Genomic DNA, 22,778 nt, shown 5'->3' on the forward strand with positions numbered 1-22,778 from the left:
TATTCATGAGTACAAATTAAAATAGAATTTGTTTAAAATACAACTATTTTCATATTAATTCATGGTTAAGCCAAAAAGTTATCGGCAAAAGGTTTGCTTTTTAGGAGACATATTTTAAAATTGCATTCCTTTAAAAATATCGTGTAACAATAAAGAATTAGATTAGAAAGCATAAAAAACGATGACAGAAGCACAAAAACTATCCCATTGCGACACGAAATATCCTGTAATATTAGTCAGCGGATTAGGATTTCACGACCATAACAGGGTATTACACTATTGGGGATTGATTCCCGACCATCTGAAACAACACGGCTGTGATGTGTATACCGCACATCAGGAGGCCTTTATTTCCATTCCGGACAATGCGTTGAAATTAAAATTCAGGATACTGGATATTCTGGAAAAAACGAAGAAAGACAAGATAAATATCATCGGTCACTCCAAGGGAGGTCTGGAAGCACGTTATATTGCCAGCAGGCTTGGAATGGACGAGCACATATCCAGCATCACTACGTTAGGCTCTCCCCATCAGGGCACTCATCTGGCAGATATTATTTTGGGAAGGCTGCCTTTACCTAAATTTGCAACAGCCCGCCTGGTAAACCTGTATGCCACACTGATGGGTGACAAGAGACCGGATAGTCTTCGAGCGGTGGTGCAGGTTACCACACAGAGTATGAAACAGTTTAATGAAGAGGTCCCGGATTCGTCCAAAGTATATTACCAGAGTTATGCCAGCCATGTCAGCAAGGAATACCCCAATATACTATGGAAAACAATCGCCTACATCATTCGTCCCTATGAAGGCAAGAATGACGGCATGGTGGGTATAGAATCCTGCAAATGGGGAAACTACAGAGGATTGATTCAAACAGATGCTGCCTCCTCCGTTAGCCACGCGGATATGGTAGGATTAACGCAGTTTTTCGGAAATCCAAATTTTGATGCCCGTGTATTCTTCACGGATGTCATCCATGAATTGAAGAAAATGAATCATTAAGTCAAAAAACCCTTCTAAATGGTTACATCCTTCAAATTGGCATTTTAATTGATATATTTGCATAAATTCTCCGTTAATGCAAAGGTTTTACACTCTTGGTTTATTTCTATGCTCCGTAGTAAGTTGTTATTCTCAGAATTACAACATCGATGCTTTTACGTACCATCAGTCCATTTTGGAAGCACAGCAGAATATCGGTACGGAAGTTTATAATTTTAATCAAAGCGTATCAGAACTTAATCTAAAAATCCTAAAGTTTGAAATAAACAGAAGCATCACCTTTACGGATAGCCTGAAAGCTTACAATAATGAAACCGCTTATCTCGATGCGGCGAAAAAATTATTCCTGTTTTATAAAGATATAGCGGAACATGAATATGGTGATTTGTTGAAAATTGTAGAAGACCCCGAACTGGAAGCAAAAGATTTCAAAGATAAGAAAATAGCGATTCTCGCCAGGATAAAAGTAAAGGCAAATGCAGTATATCCTGCGTATAATGCTGAACAAGAAACCTATTGCAAAAAATATGGCCTAAAGTTGGAGTAAGGATTACTTTGTTATCCAGTAGCATTTGCGTTTCAGTTTCCCTTCAAAATCAAACGGCGTGGTTTGCCTGGTAATATCTTTGATGTTTTTGGTCTGCAGTTTTTCCGCATCCAGTTCAAATCCCCTGTAATTCGTACTGAACAACAACACTCCATTTCTGGATAACACATCCAGACAGCGGTTTATGATTGCCGCATAGTCACGCTGTATATCCAGAACATCCGGCATTTTCTTACTGTTGGAAAATGTGGGCGGATCCAGGATGATCAAATCATATGAATTGGAAGGTACTGTTTTCAGATACTGCAGCACGTCTTCCTGAATAAATTCATGTTTGGTGTCATCGTATAATTTATTGTATGTCAGATTCCGTTTCGCCCAGTTTATATAGGTCTTCGATAAGTCAACGGTCGTTATTCTGGATGCTCCGCCTGCCGCGGCATAGACGGAAAAGCTTCCGGTGTATGAAAACAGATTCAACACGCGTTTACCATCTGCGATTTCTCTGACCTTCTGACGGGTTATGCGATGATCCAAAAACAAACCTGTATCTAAATAATCGGAAAGATTGACAATAAAACTCAACCCGTTTTCATCCACTATCATTTCTTTTTTCTCCTGATTCAGTTTGGAGTACTGGCGCTCCCCTTTCTGGCGTTCCCTCAATTTGAGGAAAATATGTTTTCTGCCGACTTCAAATACCTGCTGGATAATCTGAAGGGATGTGTCCAGCCAATCCGAGTATTCTTCTTCTGACAGTTTATGTTTACTTTTATATTCAGCCACATAAATGCAGTCTTTATAGACATCAACGATAAAAGGGAATTCCGGCATATCAATATCATATACCCGATAACAAGCCAACTGTTGTTTGCGGGCAAGTTTACCGATGCGTTTGTACACTTTCGATAAGCGGTTTTCAAAAGATTGAAATTTATCTTGCAATTTATTTCTTCTTCAGATTCTCTACAAACTGGCCTACGCTCTTCCGAACCGGCTCACTCCACCATTGCTGCAGGAATGTTTTCATCTCAAAATCAGAAATGGAGCTGATGGATTTCAGCTGGTCTTGCCTTAACTGGCGTTTGGTGATACGCCATCCGGCCTGATTGAAGGCGAGATATTGTTTCAGTTTCGCTTCGGCAGTTTCCAATACCTGATCTGCCGGTACGACTTCATCCACAAGCCCCATCTCTTTGGCATGTGCGGGAGAATATAATTTCCCCTCCATGAGGTACTGATAGGCTGTCTTTTGGCCAATCCAGTAACTGTAGATATCGAAAACACCGCGCGGCACAACTATGCCAATAGGTATCTCATTCAGTCCGATTTTATAATTACCTTCCGCCATTACCCTGTAATCACATCCGATGGCAATGATACAGCCGCCTGCCGGCGAGTGTCCGTTAACGGATGCAATCAATGGTTTATCGAACGCCACGAGATCACAAACCAAATCCATGAAATTTCGCCAAAACTTCTCAAACTGCTTTTCGTCGTATGTATATAACTCCGGCAAATCAAGCCCGGCAGAAAAGAAATTTTCTTTCCCGTTTATGATGGCACCTTCAATGCTGTCATCTTCCATGAAATTTTTCAGTGCAATCCTCATCTCTGCAACAAATTCATGGTTCATAGGGTTTGCTTTCTCCCTGTCCATCTGGATGATGCCGTAATTTTCTTTCTTTATCAGGTGTATATGTGCCATAATTGCGAATATTAAATGAATTGAACGGATAAAATATAAGAACAGCGAAGATAAAGAAAAAGACAAAAATAGTTGCAACGTAATATTGTCTTCATCTAAATCCTGTTTTTTTGGGATATTTTTGTAACAAATTTAAAAAATGGATTTAAAGATACCTTACACAGGTCAGAAGAGAGTGGTTATCATCGGCGGCGGATTTGGCGGCATTGAGCTGGCAAAGGCACTCAAGAATCAGGATGTCCAGATTGTTTTACTGGATAAACACAATTATCATACCTTCCAGCCGTTATTGTATCAGGTTGCTACCGGCGGACTGGAACCAGGAAGTATAGCCTATCCTTTGCGAAAATTCATGCAGGATATCCCAAACGGGATTTTTCGGTTGGCGGAAGTTAAAGAGATAGATACTGCAAATCAAAAAATACATACAGACATCGGTGATTTGCATTTTGACTATCTGGTGATAGCCACCGGCAGTACCACCAACTTCTTTAAATTTTCAGAAGCGGAGTCCGGTAAGATGCAACAGATGAAGGATATTCCGCAGGCGCTGGATTTGCGAAGCTATATTCTGGAAAATTTTGAAGAGGCATTGCTCACATTTGATGAAAGCAAGAAAGAGGAACTGATTAACATAGCCATTGTGGGAGGCGGCCCAACCGGCGTGGAATTAGCCGGAGCCATCGGTGAAATGCGAAAAAATATCTTGCCTAAAGATTACCCCGAACTGGATTTCAGAAAGATGCAGATTCATTTATTTGAAGCGGGAGACCGTTTACTATCGGCGATGCATCCGGAAAATTCTGAAAAGGCATTGAAATATGTAAAGGACTTTGGTGTCAACGTCTGGCTGAATACCATGGTGACCGGATATAATGACAGCGAACTAGCGCTGAATAATGGGAAGAAAATTAAAACCGATACAGTTATCTGGACGGCCGGCGTGAAAGGAAATCCGGTAGCCGGGCTTTCCGCTGATTTAATTGCCGGAAACAGCAGGATTGCCGTTGATGATTTTTGTCGGGTAAAAGGATTTGAATATATTTATGCATTGGGCGATGTGGCCTTCATGGCTCAGGAGGATTTCCCCAAAGGCCATCCTATGGTCGCTCCTGTAGCCATACAGCAAGGCCATCTGGTGGCTAATAACATCCTGCGCGGATTAAAAAATCAGGAAATAAAGACATTTAAATACGTCGATAAAGGTTCTATGGCAACGGTCGGAAGGAATAAAGCCGTGATGGAAAGTAAAGGCGTTCGTATGGGCGGATTTATTGCATGGCTTGCCTGGTTGTTTGTCCATGTGATGACGCTGGTCGGTTTCCGGAACAAACTCACAGTTACACTGGGTTGGCTGTACAATTATTTCACATATGACAGAACGTTGCGTTTAATCATTCGTCCGTCCAAAAGAAAAGAGGAATAAAAAGCCGTCCGGAATCAGTCGGGGGGGGTGTTGAGAAATATGAAAATCTCTTTTTACAGATTAGCTCTTGGGATTGTTCAGGATAACGAGGGCGGCAATCACACCCGGTACCCATCCCAATAATGTCAGGATAAATGTTATGACAATACTTCCGCAGCCTTTGTCATAAACGGCCAGAGGAGGAAATAAAATACTCAACAGAACTCTCCAGATACTCATTTTACAATTTGATTTGATATATAAACAACACTTAACCCTGATTTAGTTCCGGAATGGCTATTAAAGCACTATTTAAGAAATTGAAGAAGAGTAAGGAATCATTTATGCCGGTTTTTTAAGACAGTCAGCACTTCATTCAAAGAAATATTCTTTTCCGCCATTAAAACCAGCAGGTGGAAGAATAAGTCAGCAACTTCCCCTTTGAATAATTCATCGTTATTATCCTTCGCTTCAATCACGACTTCCACCGCTTCTTCACCGACTTTCTGAGCAATTTTATTCAGGCCCTTGTCGAATAACAAATTGGTATAGGAGTTATCTTTCGGATGCTGCTTTCTGTCCAGAATCAAAGCCTCCAGGTAGTGTAAAAATGAAAATTCATCTTTATTTTTTTCATACCAGCAGGTATCATTGCCGGTATGACAAACCGGGCCGGATGGTTTCGCTTTTATCAAGAATGCATCGCTGTCGCAATCCAGTCTTATATCCATCACTTCCAGAAAGTTCCCGCTCTCCTCTCCTTTTGTCCATAATCTGTTTTTGGTGCGGGAGAAAAAAGTAACCTTATTCAGTTCCTTTGTTTTAGCAAGACTTTCTTCATTCATATATCCCAACATCAGTACTTTACCTGTCTGGAAGTCCTGAATGATGGCCGGCAATAAGCCGTCGGATGATTTTTGGAAGTCTGCTTGCATACTCAAAAATACGATTTATATTCTTACCGTAATTCCCTGTTCTTTTAAATAATTCTTTAAATCCGGAATCTCAATTTCCCCGAAATGAAATACACTGGCCGCCAAGGCGGCATCTGCAGCAGCCATTTTAAAGACATCGGCAAAATGCTCTTTTTTGCCGGCACCCCCGCTGGCTATTATGGGAATCAACACATTGTCCGAACACCACCGTGTGATATCGAGTGCAAATCCGTTTTTAGTGCCATCGTGATTCATGGAAGTCAGCAGAATTTCACCGCCACCGCGCTCCTGTATCTCTTTTGCCCAGTCTTTGGTATAAATTGGCGTGGATGTTCTGCCTCCATGTGTATATACTTTCCAGTCATCTTCCAGTTTCGTATCAATCGCGACGACGACGCACTGAGAACCGAACTGAGCGGCCAATTCATCAATGAGTTCAGGGCGTTTGACTGCAGATGAGTTGATAGAAACCTTATCAGCGCCGGCACTCAGCAAGGCATCCACATCTTCTGTCGACGAGATGCCGCCGCCAACCGTGAACGGTATATTAATGGCTTCCGCCACCTTTTCCACCAGCTTCACCAATGTCTTTCGTTTCTCTACTGTAGCTGTTATATCCAGAAAAACCAACTCATCCGCACCCTGTTCCACATAAGCCTGTGCCAGTTCCACCGGATTGCCGGCGTGAATCAGGTTGACAAAATTCACCCCTTTGACGGTTTGTCCGTCTTTGATATCCAAACAAGGTATAATGCGTTTAGTCAACATAGAAGCAGTTATTGTATGCTTTTTAATTCTGTCAGCGAAATCTTTCCTTCATAAAATGCCTTTCCTACAATCGCGGCATAACAACCCATATCCTTTAATTGGATTAAATCATTCATACCCGACACACCACCGGAGGCAATCAGCTTCAGTCCCTCGTATGCATCAATAATCTCCTGATATAATTCAACGGAAGGCCCCTGCAACATACCATCTTTGGATACATCGGTACACAACACATAATCTATCCCTTCTTCAAAATAGAAATCCAAATAAGAAAAAATATCCTTTGTGCTGCTTTCCTGCCAGCCATGAATGGCGATTTTATCCTTAATGACATCTGCACCCAAAATCAGCTTTTCTTCCCCGAATTCCCATATCCAATCCACAAATTCACCCGGGTTTTTAACCGCCAGGCTGCCTACCGTTATCTGTGCTGCTCCTATATCGTATGCCTTTTGGGCAGCAGCCTTTGTTTTTATTCCACCGGAAAAGTCAATCTTCAGGTTCGTTTGTGAAGCAATGGACTCCAGTACTTTCCAGTTGACCACTTCTCCTTTTTTGGCGCCATCCAGATCCACCAGATGCAGATGACTGATTCCGTTGGCTTCAAATTCTTTGGCAACTTCCAATGGATTCTCGTTGTAGATTTTTTTAGAATCATAATCTCCTTTCGTCAATCGGACACACTTTCCGTCTATAATATCTATTGCAGGAATGATCAGCATGGTTGTTCTTTGTATAAAAAAGTCCGACTGAAAGCCGGACTTGTAAAATAGAAAAAATATTTTTTATTGAACGATAATATTTTGAGTCGCCATCCCTTCATCTCCGATAATGCTGATGAAATACATGCCATTTTCCAATCCGGATACATTGATTAGTCTGGAATTTTGCCCAATTCTTATCCTCACAGCATCGTTTAGCAATACCTGTCCGGTCATATTAAACAATTTCAGCTGATAGTCATTATTTTTATCAGAAGTGATTTTTATTTCAAAAATCCCGTTATTCGGATTAGGAATAACTGCAAATGACAAACTTAACTGATTCAGTTTAACCGCAGTCAGGGATGCATTAAAATTGTTTGATATCGAGGAAGCGCAAGCACCGTTAATCACTTTCACTGTGTAAACACCTGAGGTTGTAATTTTAAAGAATGGGAAATTGGTGGTTGTTTGCAGAACACCGCCTTTATACCATTCATACGTCGCTCCTGCAACAATGGTACTGCTGTATAAAGTATCGTTGCTTTGTGTTATAGTTGGCGTCGCTGGTGTCGTGTTGACTGTAACCGTTGCTATTGCTGTTTTGCTGCATGAATTTGCCATGCCCGTTACGGTATAAGTTGTGGTGGAATTTAAAACAGGTGTTGTTACCGGATTACCGCTCAATCCGGCTGTCCAGGTATAGGTTGTAGCGCCACCGGCCGACAATGTGGCGGTTTTACCGGAGCAGATGGTCGGAGAATTTACAGTAACAATCGGTAATGCAGTAACCGTAACAGTCGCTACGGCTGTTTTACTGCAGCCACCTGTTGTACCTGTAACGGCATACGTTGTGGTGGAGGATAATACCGGAGTGGAAGCCGGATTACCGCTTAATCCGCCTGTCCATGAATAAGCGGTTGCGCCTCCCGCAGTTAATGTCGCTGTTTTACCGGAACATACGGTCGGTGAATTTACAGTAACATTCGGTAATGCTGTAACCGTAACAGTCGCTACGGCTGTTTTACTGCAGCCACCTGTTGTACCTGTAACGGTATACGTTGTGGTGGAGGACAATGCCGGAGTGGTAGCCGGATTACCGGATAATCCGCCTGTCCATGAATAAGCGGTTGCGCCTTGGGCAGTTAAAGTGGCTGTAGAACCTGCACAAATTGAGGATGAATTTACCGTTACAGTTGGAAATACTTTCACCCGAATTGATTTGGAATAAGGTGAACTCGCATTACCAGATTTGTATGCAACCAGACTTATAGTATATGTACCTACCGTATTAAAAACAGGAGATACGGTGGTAATCGAATTTGAAGTGGATGGAGTACCACCGTTGATTGTCCAGCGAACTGAATCCGGCGACCCGCTTGATGCCGTTGAGGTATTGGTGAATAGGAGATTTCCGCCAACACAAACAGCTGTGTCGCTTAGGGTAAATGAAGCAGTGGCGGTAGGTGTGGAGGAAGAACTGCTATACAAGTTGACATTATCGATATAAATATTATTCGCATAGAGTCCATAATTTCTGAAAATTACTTTGACATATTTGTTTAAATACGGAGCGGGTATCGATACAGAATCCTGTCTCCATTGAGAAGTGGTAGGTGTAAATCCATTTGAGGTGGCCGCTGCTGTAGCAAGTTGAGTTCCTCCTTTTTTGTAAAAGCTGGTGGTAGTTCCGCTACAGACATCAGTAATCAGCACTTCCAGTGTATCAAACTTGCTGGTACCATTTATTCTCAGGTAGGGTGCGTACGCAACATCAAATTTTAACTTAGGATTTACGGCACCGTTTAAATTAATCGTAGGAGTTAATACGTCATCCTTTAGACTATTCGCATTATTGTCAAAATTGTTATTATACATACTTGCTGTAGATGTACCAAAACCACCTGCAGCAGTTGTTCTTGACCAGTTGAAACCCGAAGCAGATGACAAGGTCCATCCTGTTGGAGGGAAGGTCGTACTCTGAAATCCTTCTGAGAAGGGCAGAGAAGCGCCGGCAGGATTTCCAACAACTATATGAGCCGATTTGGTGATCGTATTATTTCCAAGGGCATTCGATGCTTTTAAGGTAACATCATACGTGCCTGCCGAATTATATGTGATGGTTGGATTTTGAGCAGTCGAGGCAGAAGGTGTCCCACCTGGGAAAGTCCATAACCAGGATGTCGGTGCATTTGCAGATAAATCTGTAAAAGTGACCGTATTTCCCGGGCAAATGCTGGTTCTGTTTGTTGAAAAGTTTGCAACAGGGGCTTGTGGTATGATAGTACAGACATTAGAAGAGGAAAGAGGGAATCTGTAGGTACCATTGGCCATTGCCGTTTGCATCCTCGTGCGCTGATCGGGTGTAAACATATACATGCACGGGTCATCTGTGTAATCCATAAAATTCATAAACATATCCCCATTTGGTCCGTTAGTACATGAAACACTCGGGAACGAAGGGCAATCATAATTTTCTGATTGCTGGGTGGGTGTGTCATTACAATAATCCGTTCCGCAATTGAAATCTCCCCAAATATGTCTGAGACCGAGCCAGTGACCGATTTCATGCGAAGTCGTTCTGCCCCGGTTATACGGTGCGGAACCGGTGACCGTACCGGTATTGTCTCCAAAATAAAGATAACCTATAACTACACCGTCATCATCGGGACCGCCTGCGTCAAGGGCTGAAATGCCGCTTAAGGTGGAGGATGCCGGAAAGGTAGCATAACCCAAAGTACCATCTTCCAATGGTAAGACCCATATGTTGCAATATTTTGTTGGATCCCAGATGGTAGCGGGTTTGATTGTGGCATCAACATAATTACTAAACCATCCGAATGTACCGGGATTGGAAAATCCGACTGATTGTGCATCTACTCTGTCTATACCCGGCTCTGTCATATTCGTTCCATCAGGTTTTTTCTGAGCCATACAAAACTGAATATTGGTATTGGAAACAAGTGATGAAAATTCAGCAGGAACATCCCCGACATTTAATCCGATACCGGCATAATCTTTATTCAGTACATCAATCTGTGAATTTACCTGTACCTGTGAGATATTCTGAGTGGCATTCCAATAGACTACGTGTACGACCACCGGAATGGTATAATCCGTCATTATCCTTGCCTGAGGATTATTTTGAGATGCTACATACCGGGTGATTTTTTGCTGAAAATCATTTTCCCATTCTAAAGACGGAATTTTTGTCTTACAGGTTCTTCTTTCGGGGGGTGTCCCGCTTTCGTTGCCTCTTTCTTTATCGTCAAGTGCAATCAAGTTGAAATGCAGAGCCATCATAAAGCTCAACAGGATAAAAAAATTCTTCATTTATCTTTTTTGTTTTAGTGGTGTATGAAACCTACTCCTTTTTTATCTGTTGGAAAAACACAAACAGATATTCGTATAAAAAATGATAAACAAATATACGAATTGTATATCGTTAACTAAAACACATTAAACAATATGCAAGCATTTAATCATCAGATATTTATGAAGTTTTCTAAAATTTTACTGCCCGACTCTGCACTCTTTTCCGGGTGAAACTGAACGGCAAAAAAATTATCTTTTTGCATAGCAGCTGCAAAAGGAAGAATATAATCGCAAGCGGCTATGGTGCAGCCACTCATTTCACAGTAATAACTATGCACAAAATAAACATAATGATTTTCATCCAAGCCTTTAAACAACGGAGAAGATAGTTGCTGTATGGTATTCCAGCCCATGTGAGGAATCTTTAAATGTATTTTTGATTTTGTCAACTCCTGCTGAAACTTTTTAACCTTTACAGGAAAAATATTCAGGCACTCCACGTCTCCTTCTTCGCTGTGCGAACACATTAGCTGCTGCCCCAGGCAAATGCCTAAAACGGGTTGTTTTAATTCTTTTATAACAACGTCCAGCTTCATTTCTTTCAGGTGTTTCATGGTGGCTTCAGCGTGACCGACACCCGGGAAGATGACTTTTTCCGCTTTTTGAATCACTTCCACATCATCAGAAATGATAGGCTGTATGCCAATTCGGTGCAAAGCGTGTTCTACGCTCTTCGTGTTACCTGCATTATATTTTAGGATGACGACCTCCATAAAATCATTAATCAGCGTATTGAATGGAACGAATAAAAGAATGAATGTCCTTGCTTAAATCATCAGACATATCAATAGCATTAATAAAAGCGGTTCCAATGATGGCTCCATTGGCATACTGACAAGTTGCGTCAAATGTTTGTTTATCTCGGATACCGAAACCGATAAGTGTCGGATTCAGCAGCTGCATATTTTGTATGCGTTCAAAATAGGCAGTCTGAACCGTTTGAATAGAAGAATTACCACCGGTAATGGCATTGGAAGAAACGATGTAGATGAATGCGTCTGTCAATGCATCTATTTTTCGGATGCGTTCTTCCGATGTCTGCGGTGTCACCAGAAAAATATTTTGAATCTGATATTGACTGAATTTTTCCCTGTAGAAAGTCTCGTACTCATATAACGGCAAATCAGGAATAATAACACCATCAATGCCACAGTCATGGGCGTCTTTGAGAAAATTATCGATACCGTATTGCATAGCCGGATTGATGTATCCCATCAATACCAGTGGTATGTGAATTTTATCACGGATAGTTTTTAACTGGCTAAACAAGACGCTCAATGTCATTCCATTATCTATAGCGATGGTGTTGGAATGCTGAATCACCGGACCGTCTGCCGTCGGGTCTGAAAACGGCATTCCGATTTCCACCATATCCACCCCATTTGCCTGCAGCTGTTCCAGCACGGGTACGATACTTTCCAGTTCCGGAAATCCTGCTGTACTGAAAACACTGAGTATATTATGCGGCTTTCGCTGAAAAAGTTCTTTAATTCTGTTCATTTGAGTCTATAGCTTCAATGATTTTAAATAGGTATCCAAGTCTTTATCACCCCGGCCGGAAAGATTAACGACCACCACATCAGCTTCTTTTGCTCCAATCCTATCAAGTACCGCAATGGCATGTGCACTCTCCAATGCAGGAATGATACCTTCCAGTCTTGACAGTAATAACACCGCCTCCAATGCTTCATCATCCGTGGCACTGAGGAAGAGGGCACGTCCGGTTTCAAATAAATTGGCGTGTATCGGGCCGATTCCGGGATAATCCAAACCGGCAGAAATGGAATGCGGCTCCACCACCTGTCCGTCTTCGGTCTGCATGAACAAGGTCCTGCTTCCGTGCAATACACCCGGCTTTCCCAATATGGTCGTTGCTGCGCTTTTCCCTGAATAGACGCCATGGCCGGCGGCTTCCACGGCCACCAGTTTCACCTTATCGTCCTGCAGAAAATGATAGAATGCACCGGCTGCATTACTGCCGCCGCCCACACAGGCTACTACGAAATCAGGATTCTCATTTCCTGTTTTATCTTTTAACTGTACTTTTATTTCTTCTGAAATGATACTCTGAAAATAGGCGACCATATCCGGAAACGGATGCGGTCCAACCACGCTGCCAATGATATAATGCGTATCAACAGGATTAGCAATCCAGTCTCGCATCGCTTCGTTGGTAGCATCCTTCAGCGTCTTACTGCCGCTGGTTGCAGGACGTACTTCCGCACCCAGCATCTTCATACGCTGTACATTGGGTGCTTGCCGTGCGATATCCACTTCGCCCATATAAACGACACAGGGCATACCCATTAATGCACATACGGTGGCAGTTGCAACTCCGTGTTGCCCTGCACCTGTTTCCGCTATGATACGGGTTTTCCCCAAACGTTTTGCAAGTAAGATCTGGCCGACCGTATTGTTGATTTTATGAGCACCGGTATGACAAAGGTCTTCTCTTTTAAGATAAATTATTGCTTTGAAATGTTCTGAAAGACGTTTTGCAAAATACAGGGGTGTTGGTCGGCCCACATAATCTTTCAGTAGTGACTGAAACTCCCGTTGAAAACTTTCTTCCGCTATGATTTGCTTATAACGCCGCTGCAGTTCTTCTACATTCGGATGCAGCATTTCTGGAATATAGGCTCCACCGTACTGGCCGTAATAGCCTTTCTCATTGACCTGATATTTATCGCCCGTTGTCATTTATTTATCTATTTTTTAAATACCGTTACGTATAGATTCTATCAGCAATCTGCATTTTTCTAAATCCTTCCGTCCGGGTTCAAGTTCCAATTTACTATTAAAATCCAATGCATGAACAGGGATATCTTTTATTAAATCGTAAACACCCGGAATATCGGATATATCCAGCCCGCCGGACAAAAAAACCGGTTTCTGAAGTTGATATTGTTTCAACAAAGTCCAGTCAAACTTTTTTCCGGTGCCGCCATAATTCACTGATTTGGTATCAAACAAAAAAAAATCGCAGACCTCCTCGTATTCATTCAAACCGCTAAAGTCAAATCTATCATCCATCCCGAAAGCTTTTATGATTCGGAAATCCAGCAGTTTTAAATTCTCACAGTATTCCGCCGTTTCATCACCGTGCAATTGTATTAAATCCATTCCGGATTCTGTGGAAAGGCGAATGACATCCTTAATGGTTTCATTAACAAAAACGCCCACTTTCTGAATTGGAAATTCTATAGCGGCGATATCTTCATACTTCAGGGTGTCCGCACAATAACGGGAAGATTTCGGATAAAAGATAAATCCCAGGTAATCCGGTTGTAATGCAGCCACTGCCTGCATATTCTCCGGATACTTCATGCCACATATCTTGATCTTCATCTTTCAAATTTACTAAAAAACCTTGCAGATATATGTCTGCAAGATTTGAATCCGTAAATATATCCATAAATTAATACCTTATGCCATCCGCTCCGGTCTGTTCATATTTTTTCTCTTCTTTCTTTTTTATGATATTAGCCAGTGCCTTCTTAAACCTTGGTACATCCTTCATTTTTGGATTATCCCCATGTTTTTTAAATCGGTCAAAATAGAACTTGGTCGCCATCACGGCAAAAGGCGCACAGGTATTATGGTCTAATTTATTACTTAAGTTATTCAACTTAATTTTTGTAACCCCCATTCCTGTCATCGTACTAAAAGCGACTTCCGAATTTTTATAATTGACTTCACGGTCTCCTTTACAATAACACAATTGCACCGGCGCCTGCGGTTTCCAGTCTATCAGACTGTTTTCTTTTAATTTTCTGGTAAATAGAAAGTCGGGGGTTGACTTATAGACTTCCACTAAAGAATCCTTCACCACATCTGCCGGAATCTTAGGCATGATTTTGTCCAGGGAATCCAATGTATTGTCTTTATTATTAGAGTAAAACTGTGGCAGCAACGTATCGAAAGGTGGTTTAAAGATGGAATAAATATTATCGATATCCAGTACTTTATATGCTGTTTGGTAAGATACCAACAGATAGGGTAAATAGAATGGACGCGGATACACCTGAAACATGTACTTTTCCTGCTCGCCCGTCATATCGTAAGCGCCACTCATAGGAGAAGTGGCGGTTACCTTAAAACGCGGATCATTCAACTCTTCCAAGTATTTCTGCGCGGCAAAAGAGGAATGTCCGCCCTGCGAATAACCGGTTAGGAATAACTGTCCGTTGGTTTTTACATTGATTTGTTTATTCAGTTCATCTATGGCATACAACATGTAGATAAAGGACATTGCCTCCGACCAGGAGTGCTGGTAGAGGTGTTCCTTCTCCCCTTTTCCTATACCATAATAATCCGGATAGCAGGCGGCATACCCATCTGTGGCAAAACCCAGACAAATGCCCTGCTGCGCATCTTCGTCGCTGATATCCCTATGCTTGTGAATCTGGGTGCCGTGACCGTACATCAGGATCGGTGCCGGTTTCTTTATGTTTTTGGGCGCATAGTAGATGCCGGAACATTGAATCCAGGTGCTGTCTATCCACTTTGCCCGGTAGATAATTTCATAAATATCTACATCATTCTTTACATGTAAAATAACTTTGGGGATATGGTGTTTTTTCCAAAGTGCTGAAATTGATTTTTTAGTATGCGATTTCACCAGGTCATAACTCACCAGGTAATTGGCCGGAGTAGCTGCATTCACTTTATCTTCGGATAAAACGAATGTAGTTGTTGCAAACAATAAAATTAAAAGTAAAAGAGGACGCATTATAACATAATTTCCGGCAAGATATCACTGTTTTTGGTGAGAACCAATACAACCTCAATATTTTTAGTTTAATTTAACGGTAGAATTCAGGATTCGATATATTGTATAATTTACCATTATTCATTACTCCTCGCTCATATACGGATAGGTATAGAACTTCGGCGGAACAAAGTTTTCCTTCACGGTGCGCGGCGAAACCCAGCGCAGCAAATTGAGCTTACTGCCTGCCTTGTCATTCGTACCGCTTTTGCGGGCACCGCCAAAGGGTTGCTGACCCACCACCGCACCGGTACATTTGTCATTCACATAGAAATTGCCTGCACAGTTGGTCAAAGCCATTTTCATTTTTTCCAGCGCGTATACATCTTGTGCAATAATGGCGCCTGTCAGCGCATAGCCGGAGGTGGTATCGATCAGATGCAGCACTTCTTCAAACGCTTCGTCTTCATAAACATAAATGGTCAGTACCGGCCCAAAAATCTCTTCCACCATCGTCAGCGATTTCGGGTCCTTGGTCAAAATGACGGTCGGTTCAATGAAATATCCTTTCTTCTTATCATATCCGCCGCCGTACATGATGATATTATTCGGATTGGCTTTAGCCTGATCTATGTATTTCGTAATACGTTTGTAAGCATCCTCAGAAATAACCGCCCCCATAAAAGTGGAAAAATCTTCCGTATTGCCCACTTTAAACGTTTTTAAAGCCTCATACATCTTCTCCCAGGTTTTATCCCACAACGATTTTGGGATATACGCCCGGGAACAGGCGGAACATTTCTGTCCCTGATATTCAAATGCCCCTCTTAAAATCGCAGTGGATAAAATATCAATATCTGCAGAAGGATGTGCCAGCGTAAAATCTTTTCCACCGGTCTCTCCCACTATTCTGGGGTAGGTTTTGTAAGTGTCTATGTTGTTTCCTATCATCTTCCAGAGTTCCTGAAACACAAATGTAGAACCGGTAAAATGCACCCCTGCGAAATCAGGATGCGACAAAATGATTTTAGACGTTTCGATAGGTTCCGTATAAATCAGATTTATTACACCATCCGGCAATCCTGCTTCTTTAAAAATCTCCATAATCGTCCATGCCGAATAGATTTGAAAATGGGAGGGTTTCCAGACCACCACATTACCCATCATGGCAGGTGCCGCACATAAGTTGCCTGCAATTGCCGTAAAGTTGAACGGTGTAATGGCGTACACAAATCCTTCCAGAGGGCGGTATTCCACCGTGTTCCGGATGCCGGATACGGAAATAGGCTGGTCGCCGTATATTTGATTGGCATAATAGACGTTGAAGCGCAGGAAATCGGCCAGTTCACAGGCTGCATCTATCTCTGCCTGAAATACATTTTTAGACTGCCCCAGCATGGTAGCTGCATTGATACTCGCCCTGTAAGGTCCCGAAATCAAGTCGGCAGCTTTCAGAAAAATGGCAGACCGCTCCTCCCAGGGCATCGCTGCCCATTTCGTTCTCGCATTCAAACAGGATTCAATGGCGGCATTTACATCCTTGCTGTTACCTTGATGGAAGTGGGCTATTTTATGGTTCAACTCATGCGGTGGGAACAAATCCAGGGTATTATTACTTCTTATTTCTTTGCCGTGTATCACCTGCGGTATGTCATAAACTGTATTTTTCCTCCGATTCAATTCTTCTTTCAGCGTTGCGCGTTCCTTGCTGCCCGGCAGGTAGCCGAGTATCGGCTCATTTTGCGGAAGGTCGATTTTTAGCATTTTATTGGACATAGTAGCATATTTTGAATAACTCAACAGATAAAACAAAGTTAGCAATTTATAGTAGAAAATGCCTTAGTAGGATATCTTCGAAGAGGGGGTAAAAAATCGAATGAGATTCCCATTTACAAGGGAATGACTACTAAAATGTTGTGTCTAATCATTTCGGAAAGCAATCACCCCGGTGTATTCTTTCTCAAAATCTTTCAGATTTTTGGTAATCATTTCCGGTGAGTATTCAAGTTGACGGTTAAAATAATCGTCCACTTTCTCTATCAGGGTGTTCACTTCCGGGCGATCAAAATACAACCGTCCTGTTCTGCGAATAAGAAAATCAGCAGCATTCATTGTCAGCTCGTTCTCTAGGCAATAATCCGCTTCCGCCAGAATCAAATCGTTTTTAAAATTCGTTTGGGCAGATGCCAGCACATATTGTGTATTGCTTCCGTATTTTAACACCAGCTCATATACATCATCCACATAAAATTGCTTAAAATCTTCCTGAAGCGCTCTCGCATATTCTGCCGGATATTTATCCAGGTTACCGCCGCTGAGTACAATCTTATCGGTAATACACGGCTGAAATGTTCTGCCTTCTTCCAGTTTAAGCTGCTTGCACACTACATTGACCGAGCGTTCCGCCATCTTGCGGAATCCTGTCAATTTACCGCCTGCAATGGAAATCAACCCTGAATCGGAAATGAAAATTTCATCTTTTCGGGATAAATCAGACGGTGATTTTCCCTCTTCATGAATTAGCGGGCGCAAGCCTGCCCAACTGGATTCCACATCATCAAGCTGTAGTGAAACACTTGGAAACATAAGATTGGTCGCATCCAGGACATATTTAACATCTTCCCGGGTGGCAAACGGAAAATTCGTGTCCGCGTTATAGTTGGTATCCGTGGTGCCGATATATACTTTTTTGCCGCGCGGAATGGCGAATATCATCCTGCCATCCTGCACATCAAAATAAACAGCCTGATGAATCGGTAATTTTCCCTTAGGAACAACGATATGAATTCCTTTGGTAAGGTGCAGTCTTTTTTTGTTGAGTGATTTGTCTTTTTTGCGCAGCTCATCCACCCACGGACCGCAGGCATTAATGATCTTTTTAGATTTGATGTAAAATATTTTACCGCTCAACATATCTTTACACGATGCACCCGCTACCTTATCACTTGCATTATGGGTAAAAGACTCAAAGGAAACATAATTGATGCATAATGCACCGCGTTCGACTGCCGACTTCATGACTTCAATGGTCAGTCGGGCGTCATCACTCCTGTATTCCACATACATACCGCCACCATTTAGTATATCCTGATTGAGCAGCGGTTCTTTTTCCAGTGTTTCTTCTTTAGACAGCATGTTTCTCCGTTCCTCTTTTTCAACGCCCGCCAAACGGTCGTAGACATACAACCCCAGGGATGTGGAATACTTTCCTAAAGAGCCACCTTCGACAATTGGCAGCAACATACGCTCCGGAATAACGATATGCGGTGCATTTTTGTACAAAATGGCACGCTCCTGTCCGACCTCCCGTACGATACCGAATTCCAGTTGCTTGAGGTAGCGTAAACCGCCGTGGATTAATTTGGTGGAACGTGAACTGGTACCGGAGGCAAAATCTGACTTTTCAATCAGGCAAACCTTTAAACCTCTTGTTATGGCATCTAGTGCGATGCCGGCACCTGTTATGCCGCCGCCTATAACCAATAAGTCAAATGAATCGTTTTGCAGTTGCTGGATATACCGGGTTCTGTTACGGGCGGAAAAGGGCATAAAATAACTTTACAATTTTATCTAAAGATAAGAGAAAGTGCCACAACCTAGTTTTGATTCAAGGCAAAATATTTCTTTAAATAATGTTATCTTAAAGTGACGGACGTATCAGGTAATCAAAGCAGAAAAACAGAAAATACAAAGTTGGATGACACCTACAATGTTGCCATATCAATCACAAAACGGTAACGCACATCACCTTTCAACATACGCTCGTAGGCTTCGTTAATATCCTTCATGGCTATCACTTCCACCTCACTCACAATATTATGTTCGGCGCAATAATCCAGCATTTCCTGTGTTTCCGAAATTCCCCCAATCAGGGAGCCGGCAAAACTCTTGCGTCCAAAGATGAGATTCATGGCCGGTATGGTTGCAGGAACCGGAGGAACTCCCACACAAACCATGGTTCCGTTGGTACGCAACAGACTCAGGTAAAAACTATAATCATGTTCGGCAGAAACCGTATCGAGAATGAAATCAAAATAGCCCGTTACCGATTTTGTCTGCTCTGCATCTGAGGTGAGTACAAATTTATGCGCCCCCAGTTTTCTAGCATCCGCTTCTTTTGCAGCCGTATGACTCAGCATGGTGACTTCAGCACTCATTGATACAGCCAGTTTCACAGCCATATGGCCTAACCCGCCCAATCTCAATACGCCAACTCTTGTCCCGTTTCCTACCTTCCAGTGGCGCAGCGGCGAATAGGTTGTAATACCTGCACAAAGCAATGGCGCCACTCCTTCCAGCGGCAGTTTATCAGAAATATGCAGTACAAAATCTTCGTGTGACAAAATTGATTTACTATAACCTCCGTACGTATTTCCACTGCCATCCCTTTCCACTCCGCCATACGTAAACACAGCCCCTTCCGAGCAATATTGTTCCAGCCCTTCCTTACAGTTGTCACAGGTGCGGCAACTATCCACCATACATCCGATACCGGCCAGATCTCCCACTTTGAATTTGGTGACTTCATTCCCTACCGCCGTCACCCTTCCCACAATTTCATGACCGGGTACAATGGGAAAGACAGACATCCCCCAGTCATTCCGGGCGAAATGCAGATCACTATGACAGACACCGCAGTAGAGTATCTCTATTTGTACATCATGAGGTTTGGGGTTTCTTCTGTCAATGGAATACGGAACCAAAGGCGTAGTGGCACTGAGCGCGGCATAAGATTTTATAGCAGGCATATTATTGTCTTTATTTATTTTTGTAATATTCGAAATCTAACTACTGTAATATACGATAATAAAACTGCATTGTCATGTTGAAAAGGCAGTTATAATTTTACAGGCAATGCGCGAATTTTTCTGACCGCATAATCAAAATATACACACCCGCTTCTGACAACGGCCATTGTCTTTCCATCTTTTTTCTTAAAGTTAAAAACCACATCAAAACTGCATTCAGACAGGTTGGTGATGCCTACCTCACACCTTATTATATCTCCCAGGAAACCTTCTGAAAGATAGTGGATGGAATGATTCACCACTATAGTTCCTTCCAGCTTTTCAAAATCATTTTCTGTCAACTGGAGGTGTCTGAAAAATGGAGAACGGATGGCATTGGTAAAAACCAGGATACGTTCATTGCCCATATGATTGGCTTCATTGATATCGTCCTTACCAATAGTAAAAACAGTGGTAAATAAGATTTTTGAAGGTAAGGAAATCTTTACGCGTTCCATATTACAATGATACAAAAACTGCTGAGCAAATACTTACTCAATCATTATCTTACCGGTAAAAGTACCCTTTTCCGTACTGAACTGCAATTGGTAGATACCCTTCGCAATGGACGTATAATCTAGCAGTATGGAGCGCTGGCTGTTAAATTGCTGAGCATCGACAACTTTTCCGGCTACATCGGTTAATTGTAAATAACCTTTGGTATAATTTTCGGCTGTTTCCAATGTAAAATTGCCGGTAGTTGGGTTCGGAAATAAATTTGCCCTGATGAATGTTTGATTCCGAACAGCAGTCGTTACATCCAGTGCTCCGCATGTGATTATTTTAGACTGCAAGGTATCGATAGCTGAAAGATTGCCGGCTACATTATTGTAATAGGTCGTGATTGCGGCACATTCTCTTTTCGTCCAGAAATCCAACCAGGGTTTCAGTAACAATAGCACCTTATTTTTCTGGTCAGCCTGCGAAATATAGGTCGTACCGGCGCAGACAAGCGTTTCTCCCAATTCGCAGGGCGTTTTATTCGGGTCGCCAAACTGACAATGAGAACCACCAACAATATTGGCAAAAAACTTATACTCGGAAGCCAAGTTATTATACATAAAACGACTATTGCCGATTGGTGGTGCCACACAGTCTTTGGTGCCTGTAAAAACCAGTGCCGGCCGGTTACAGTTTTTTGCAGACTGAATGGCAGATTCCGTTATGAATGTTTCAGCGGCCGAAAAATTGAAGAATGTGGTGATGTCCGTTACATTTTGCATACCTAAAAAAGAAGCACCGCCGCCCATGGAATGGCCACCCACTGCCGTATAGCCATTTGTTTTTCCAAATAAAAAGGAGGTGGCTGAATCACCATAATTCCTGAATGCACGAGCTACAAACACTTCATCCTTCCCAAAATCGCTGTGATTAGGAGGTACTCCTTCCTCTGTACCGGGAAATGCAACTATATATCCATAAGGTACCAATGCTTCTGCCAGCCATTGATAGGCCAGTGACGACATCACAAAACCATGTCCAAATGAAACAACCGGAAACTTACTGCCATCATTGACGATGGGTGCATCCAATCCGGTGGAAATGGCTGGATAATAGACAAATGTCAGGATACTGCGATTGCTCCTCGATTTATCGATTAAAATAAACTTCCTGTTTCCGATGGAGTATTGTGCAAAAGTGCAGACAGCCACCATTAAGGATGTTAATAGCAAAATAGATTTACGCATAAAAAACTGATTTTTTTCAAACAAACGTTTGGTAAAAATAAAAACAATTTATCATTCTGTAATTACTCTTTATTCAGAAATGTTCATTGCATTGACATTCTTGCCAAAATAGGGATGTCAATTGGACAAAAGTCTTGCCTCAAAAACTTATAATACGCTGCTATAGCAATCATGCCGGCATTATCTGTACAATATTGGAAATCAGGTATGTATGTACTCCAGTTACAACTTGTACCTAACCGGGAAAATTGGTTTCGCAATTCAGAATTGGCACTGACTCCACCTGCAATGGCTATCTCTCGAATTCCGGTTTCTTGAGCTGCTTTTTTAAGTTTATTCATCAAAATACGGACAATCGCATTTTGTACGGAAGCACAAATATCATTCAGTCGTTCCTGAATAAAATCAGGATTTGCCTTAATTTCATTTTTTAAAAAATACAAAATATTGGTTTTAACGCCGCTGAAAGAGAAATTCAGTCCCTCCATTTGCGGCTCAGAAAACTTAAATGCATCCGGATTTCCGGTTTGTGCATATCTGTCTATCAGCGGTCCTCCCGGATAAGGCAGATTCAGCAACTTGGCTGTTTTATCAAAAGCCTCTCCTGCTGCATCATCAACCGTTTCGCCCAGGATTTTCATATCAAAATAATCATTTATCAAAACAATCTGGGTGTGACCACCGGAAACAGTAAGGCATAAAAATGGAAAGGATGGCTTTGGATCATCAATAAAATGCGCCAGGACATGCGCCTGCATGTGATGCACATCAATCAATGGGACGTTTAATGACTGAGCAAATGACTTGGCGAAAATACCACCAACCAGCAAGCATCCCATCAAACCCGGTCCGCGTGTAAAAGCTACCGCCGAAATCTCCTCCTTGTTGGTGCCTGCCTCTTTGATGGCTGCTTCAACGACAGGAATAATGTTTTTGGTATGCTCCCTGCTGGCAAGTTCCGGAACGACACCGCCATACTGTTCATGTATTTTCTGGCCGGCTGTCAGGTTCGAAACAACCCTGCCGTTTATGCATACGGCAGCTGAAGTATCATCGCAGGATGACTCAATCGCTAATATGACTATATCGGGCATAATTATTGCTTAAATTCTCGTAATTTTGTAACTTTTTAGATAGCTGTTGAAAA

General features: G+C 42.2%; 21 protein-coding genes. 3 read left to right on the top strand and 18 right to left on the bottom strand.

Annotation, left to right across the window (positions count from 1 at the left end; translation table 11 throughout):
• The first annotated feature begins 181 nt into the window (after positions 1-181).
• Both IPM95_01865 and IPM95_01870 read left to right on the top strand, forming a co-directional pair.
• Complete coding sequence (locus IPM95_01865) at positions 182-1,003, top strand: alpha/beta fold hydrolase (GenBank protein MBK9328063.1); 822 nt, start codon at positions 182-184, stop codon at positions 1,001-1,003.
• A 76-nt stretch (positions 1,004-1,079) separates the two neighbouring features.
• A complete protein-coding gene (locus tag IPM95_01870) occupies positions 1,080-1,550 on the top strand; it encodes a hypothetical protein (GenBank protein ID MBK9328064.1) in 471 nt (156 codons plus the stop codon).
• A gap of 3 nt (positions 1,551-1,553) precedes the next feature.
• Here IPM95_01870 and IPM95_01875 read toward each other — a convergent pair whose 3' ends face one another.
• A complete protein-coding gene (locus IPM95_01875; protein MBK9328065.1) occupies positions 1,554-2,384 on the bottom strand; it encodes a class I SAM-dependent methyltransferase in 831 nt (276 codons plus the stop codon).
• Positions 2,385-2,496: 112 nt separating this feature from the next.
• Positions 2,497-3,258 (bottom strand): enoyl-CoA hydratase/isomerase family protein, encoded by a 762-nt coding sequence (locus IPM95_01880; protein ID MBK9328066.1) that lies wholly within the window; start codon positions 3,256-3,258, stop codon positions 2,497-2,499.
• Between the two features lie 139 nt (positions 3,259-3,397).
• On the opposite strand from IPM95_01880, the gene IPM95_01885 reads away from it, so the two are divergent.
• The gene (locus tag IPM95_01885; GenBank protein MBK9328067.1) at positions 3,398-4,684 is read left to right on the top strand and encodes an NAD(P)/FAD-dependent oxidoreductase; all 1,287 of its coding nucleotides are present in this window, start codon (positions 3,398-3,400) and stop codon (positions 4,682-4,684) included.
• 60 nt (positions 4,685-4,744) lie between these two features.
• On the opposite strand, the gene IPM95_01890 is transcribed toward IPM95_01885, so the two are convergent.
• The 16 genes from IPM95_01890 to tsaD all read right to left on the bottom strand — a co-directional run bounded on the left by IPM95_01890 (position 4,745) and on the right by tsaD (position 22,725).
• Positions 4,745-4,903, bottom strand: coding sequence for a YqaE/Pmp3 family membrane protein (locus tag IPM95_01890; protein MBK9328068.1), 159 nt, complete (start codon positions 4,901-4,903; stop codon positions 4,745-4,747).
• 98 nt (positions 4,904-5,001) lie between these two features.
• Positions 5,002-5,598, bottom strand: a complete 597-nt coding sequence (locus IPM95_01895; protein MBK9328069.1) for a bifunctional phosphoribosyl-AMP cyclohydrolase/phosphoribosyl-ATP diphosphatase HisIE — start codon at positions 5,596-5,598, stop codon at positions 5,002-5,004.
• Positions 5,599-5,613: 15 nt separating this feature from the next.
• Complete coding sequence (gene hisF / locus IPM95_01900) at positions 5,614-6,366, bottom strand: imidazole glycerol phosphate synthase subunit HisF (protein ID MBK9328070.1); 753 nt, start codon at positions 6,364-6,366, stop codon at positions 5,614-5,616.
• A gap of 8 nt (positions 6,367-6,374) precedes the next feature.
• Positions 6,375-7,091 (bottom strand): 1-(5-phosphoribosyl)-5-[(5-phosphoribosylamino)methylideneamino]imidazole-4-carboxamide isomerase, encoded by a 717-nt coding sequence (gene hisA / locus IPM95_01905; GenBank protein MBK9328071.1) that lies wholly within the window; start codon positions 7,089-7,091, stop codon positions 6,375-6,377.
• A 63-nt stretch (positions 7,092-7,154) separates the two neighbouring features.
• Positions 7,155-10,403: a PKD domain-containing protein gene (locus tag IPM95_01910; GenBank protein MBK9328072.1), complete on the bottom strand. Its 3,249-nt coding sequence runs from the start codon at positions 10,401-10,403 to the stop codon at positions 7,155-7,157.
• Positions 10,404-10,555: 152 nt separating this feature from the next.
• On the bottom strand, positions 10,556-11,158 hold the full coding sequence (gene hisH / locus IPM95_01915) for an imidazole glycerol phosphate synthase subunit HisH (GenBank protein MBK9328073.1): 603 nt from the start codon (positions 11,156-11,158) through the stop codon (positions 10,556-10,558).
• Between the two features lie 7 nt (positions 11,159-11,165).
• Positions 11,166-11,945 (bottom strand): tryptophan synthase subunit alpha, encoded by a 780-nt coding sequence (locus IPM95_01920; protein ID MBK9328074.1) that lies wholly within the window; start codon positions 11,943-11,945, stop codon positions 11,166-11,168.
• Positions 11,946-11,951: 6 nt separating this feature from the next.
• Positions 11,952-13,145 carry a tryptophan synthase subunit beta gene (trpB, locus tag IPM95_01925; protein MBK9328075.1) on the bottom strand — a complete coding sequence of 398 codons (1,194 nt, stop codon included), beginning with the start codon at positions 13,143-13,145 and terminating at the stop codon, positions 11,952-11,954.
• Between the two features lie 15 nt (positions 13,146-13,160).
• The gene (locus IPM95_01930) at positions 13,161-13,793 is read right to left on the bottom strand and encodes a phosphoribosylanthranilate isomerase (GenBank protein ID MBK9328076.1); all 633 of its coding nucleotides are present in this window, start codon (positions 13,791-13,793) and stop codon (positions 13,161-13,163) included.
• Between the two features lie 70 nt (positions 13,794-13,863).
• Entirely contained in the window at positions 13,864-15,177 is a 1,314-nt protein-coding gene (locus IPM95_01935; protein ID MBK9328077.1) for a hypothetical protein, read from the bottom strand.
• 123 nt (positions 15,178-15,300) lie between these two features.
• Positions 15,301-16,932 carry an L-glutamate gamma-semialdehyde dehydrogenase gene (gene pruA, locus IPM95_01940; GenBank protein MBK9328078.1) on the bottom strand — a complete coding sequence of 544 codons (1,632 nt, stop codon included), beginning with the start codon at positions 16,930-16,932 and terminating at the stop codon, positions 15,301-15,303.
• Positions 16,933-17,076: 144 nt separating this feature from the next.
• Positions 17,077-18,705, bottom strand: a complete 1,629-nt coding sequence (locus IPM95_01945; protein ID MBK9328079.1) for a glycerol-3-phosphate dehydrogenase/oxidase — start codon at positions 18,703-18,705, stop codon at positions 17,077-17,079.
• A gap of 155 nt (positions 18,706-18,860) precedes the next feature.
• Positions 18,861-19,904 carry an NAD(P)-dependent alcohol dehydrogenase gene (locus tag IPM95_01950; GenBank protein ID MBK9328080.1) on the bottom strand — a complete coding sequence of 348 codons (1,044 nt, stop codon included), beginning with the start codon at positions 19,902-19,904 and terminating at the stop codon, positions 18,861-18,863.
• An 89-nt stretch (positions 19,905-19,993) separates the two neighbouring features.
• The gene (locus IPM95_01955; GenBank protein MBK9328081.1) at positions 19,994-20,401 is read right to left on the bottom strand and encodes an acyl-CoA thioesterase; all 408 of its coding nucleotides are present in this window, start codon (positions 20,399-20,401) and stop codon (positions 19,994-19,996) included.
• A 33-nt stretch (positions 20,402-20,434) separates the two neighbouring features.
• A complete protein-coding gene (locus IPM95_01960; protein MBK9328082.1) occupies positions 20,435-21,631 on the bottom strand; it encodes a T9SS type A sorting domain-containing protein in 1,197 nt (398 codons plus the stop codon).
• Between the two features lie 83 nt (positions 21,632-21,714).
• On the bottom strand, positions 21,715-22,725 hold the full coding sequence (gene tsaD, locus IPM95_01965; protein ID MBK9328083.1) for a tRNA (adenosine(37)-N6)-threonylcarbamoyltransferase complex transferase subunit TsaD: 1,011 nt from the start codon (positions 22,723-22,725) through the stop codon (positions 21,715-21,717).
• Between the last annotated feature and the right edge of the window lie 53 nt (positions 22,726-22,778).

Source organism: Sphingobacteriales bacterium (assembly GCA_016719635.1).
In the GTDB taxonomy this organism is placed as follows: Bacteria; Bacteroidota; Bacteroidia; order Chitinophagales; family JADIYW01; genus JADJSS01.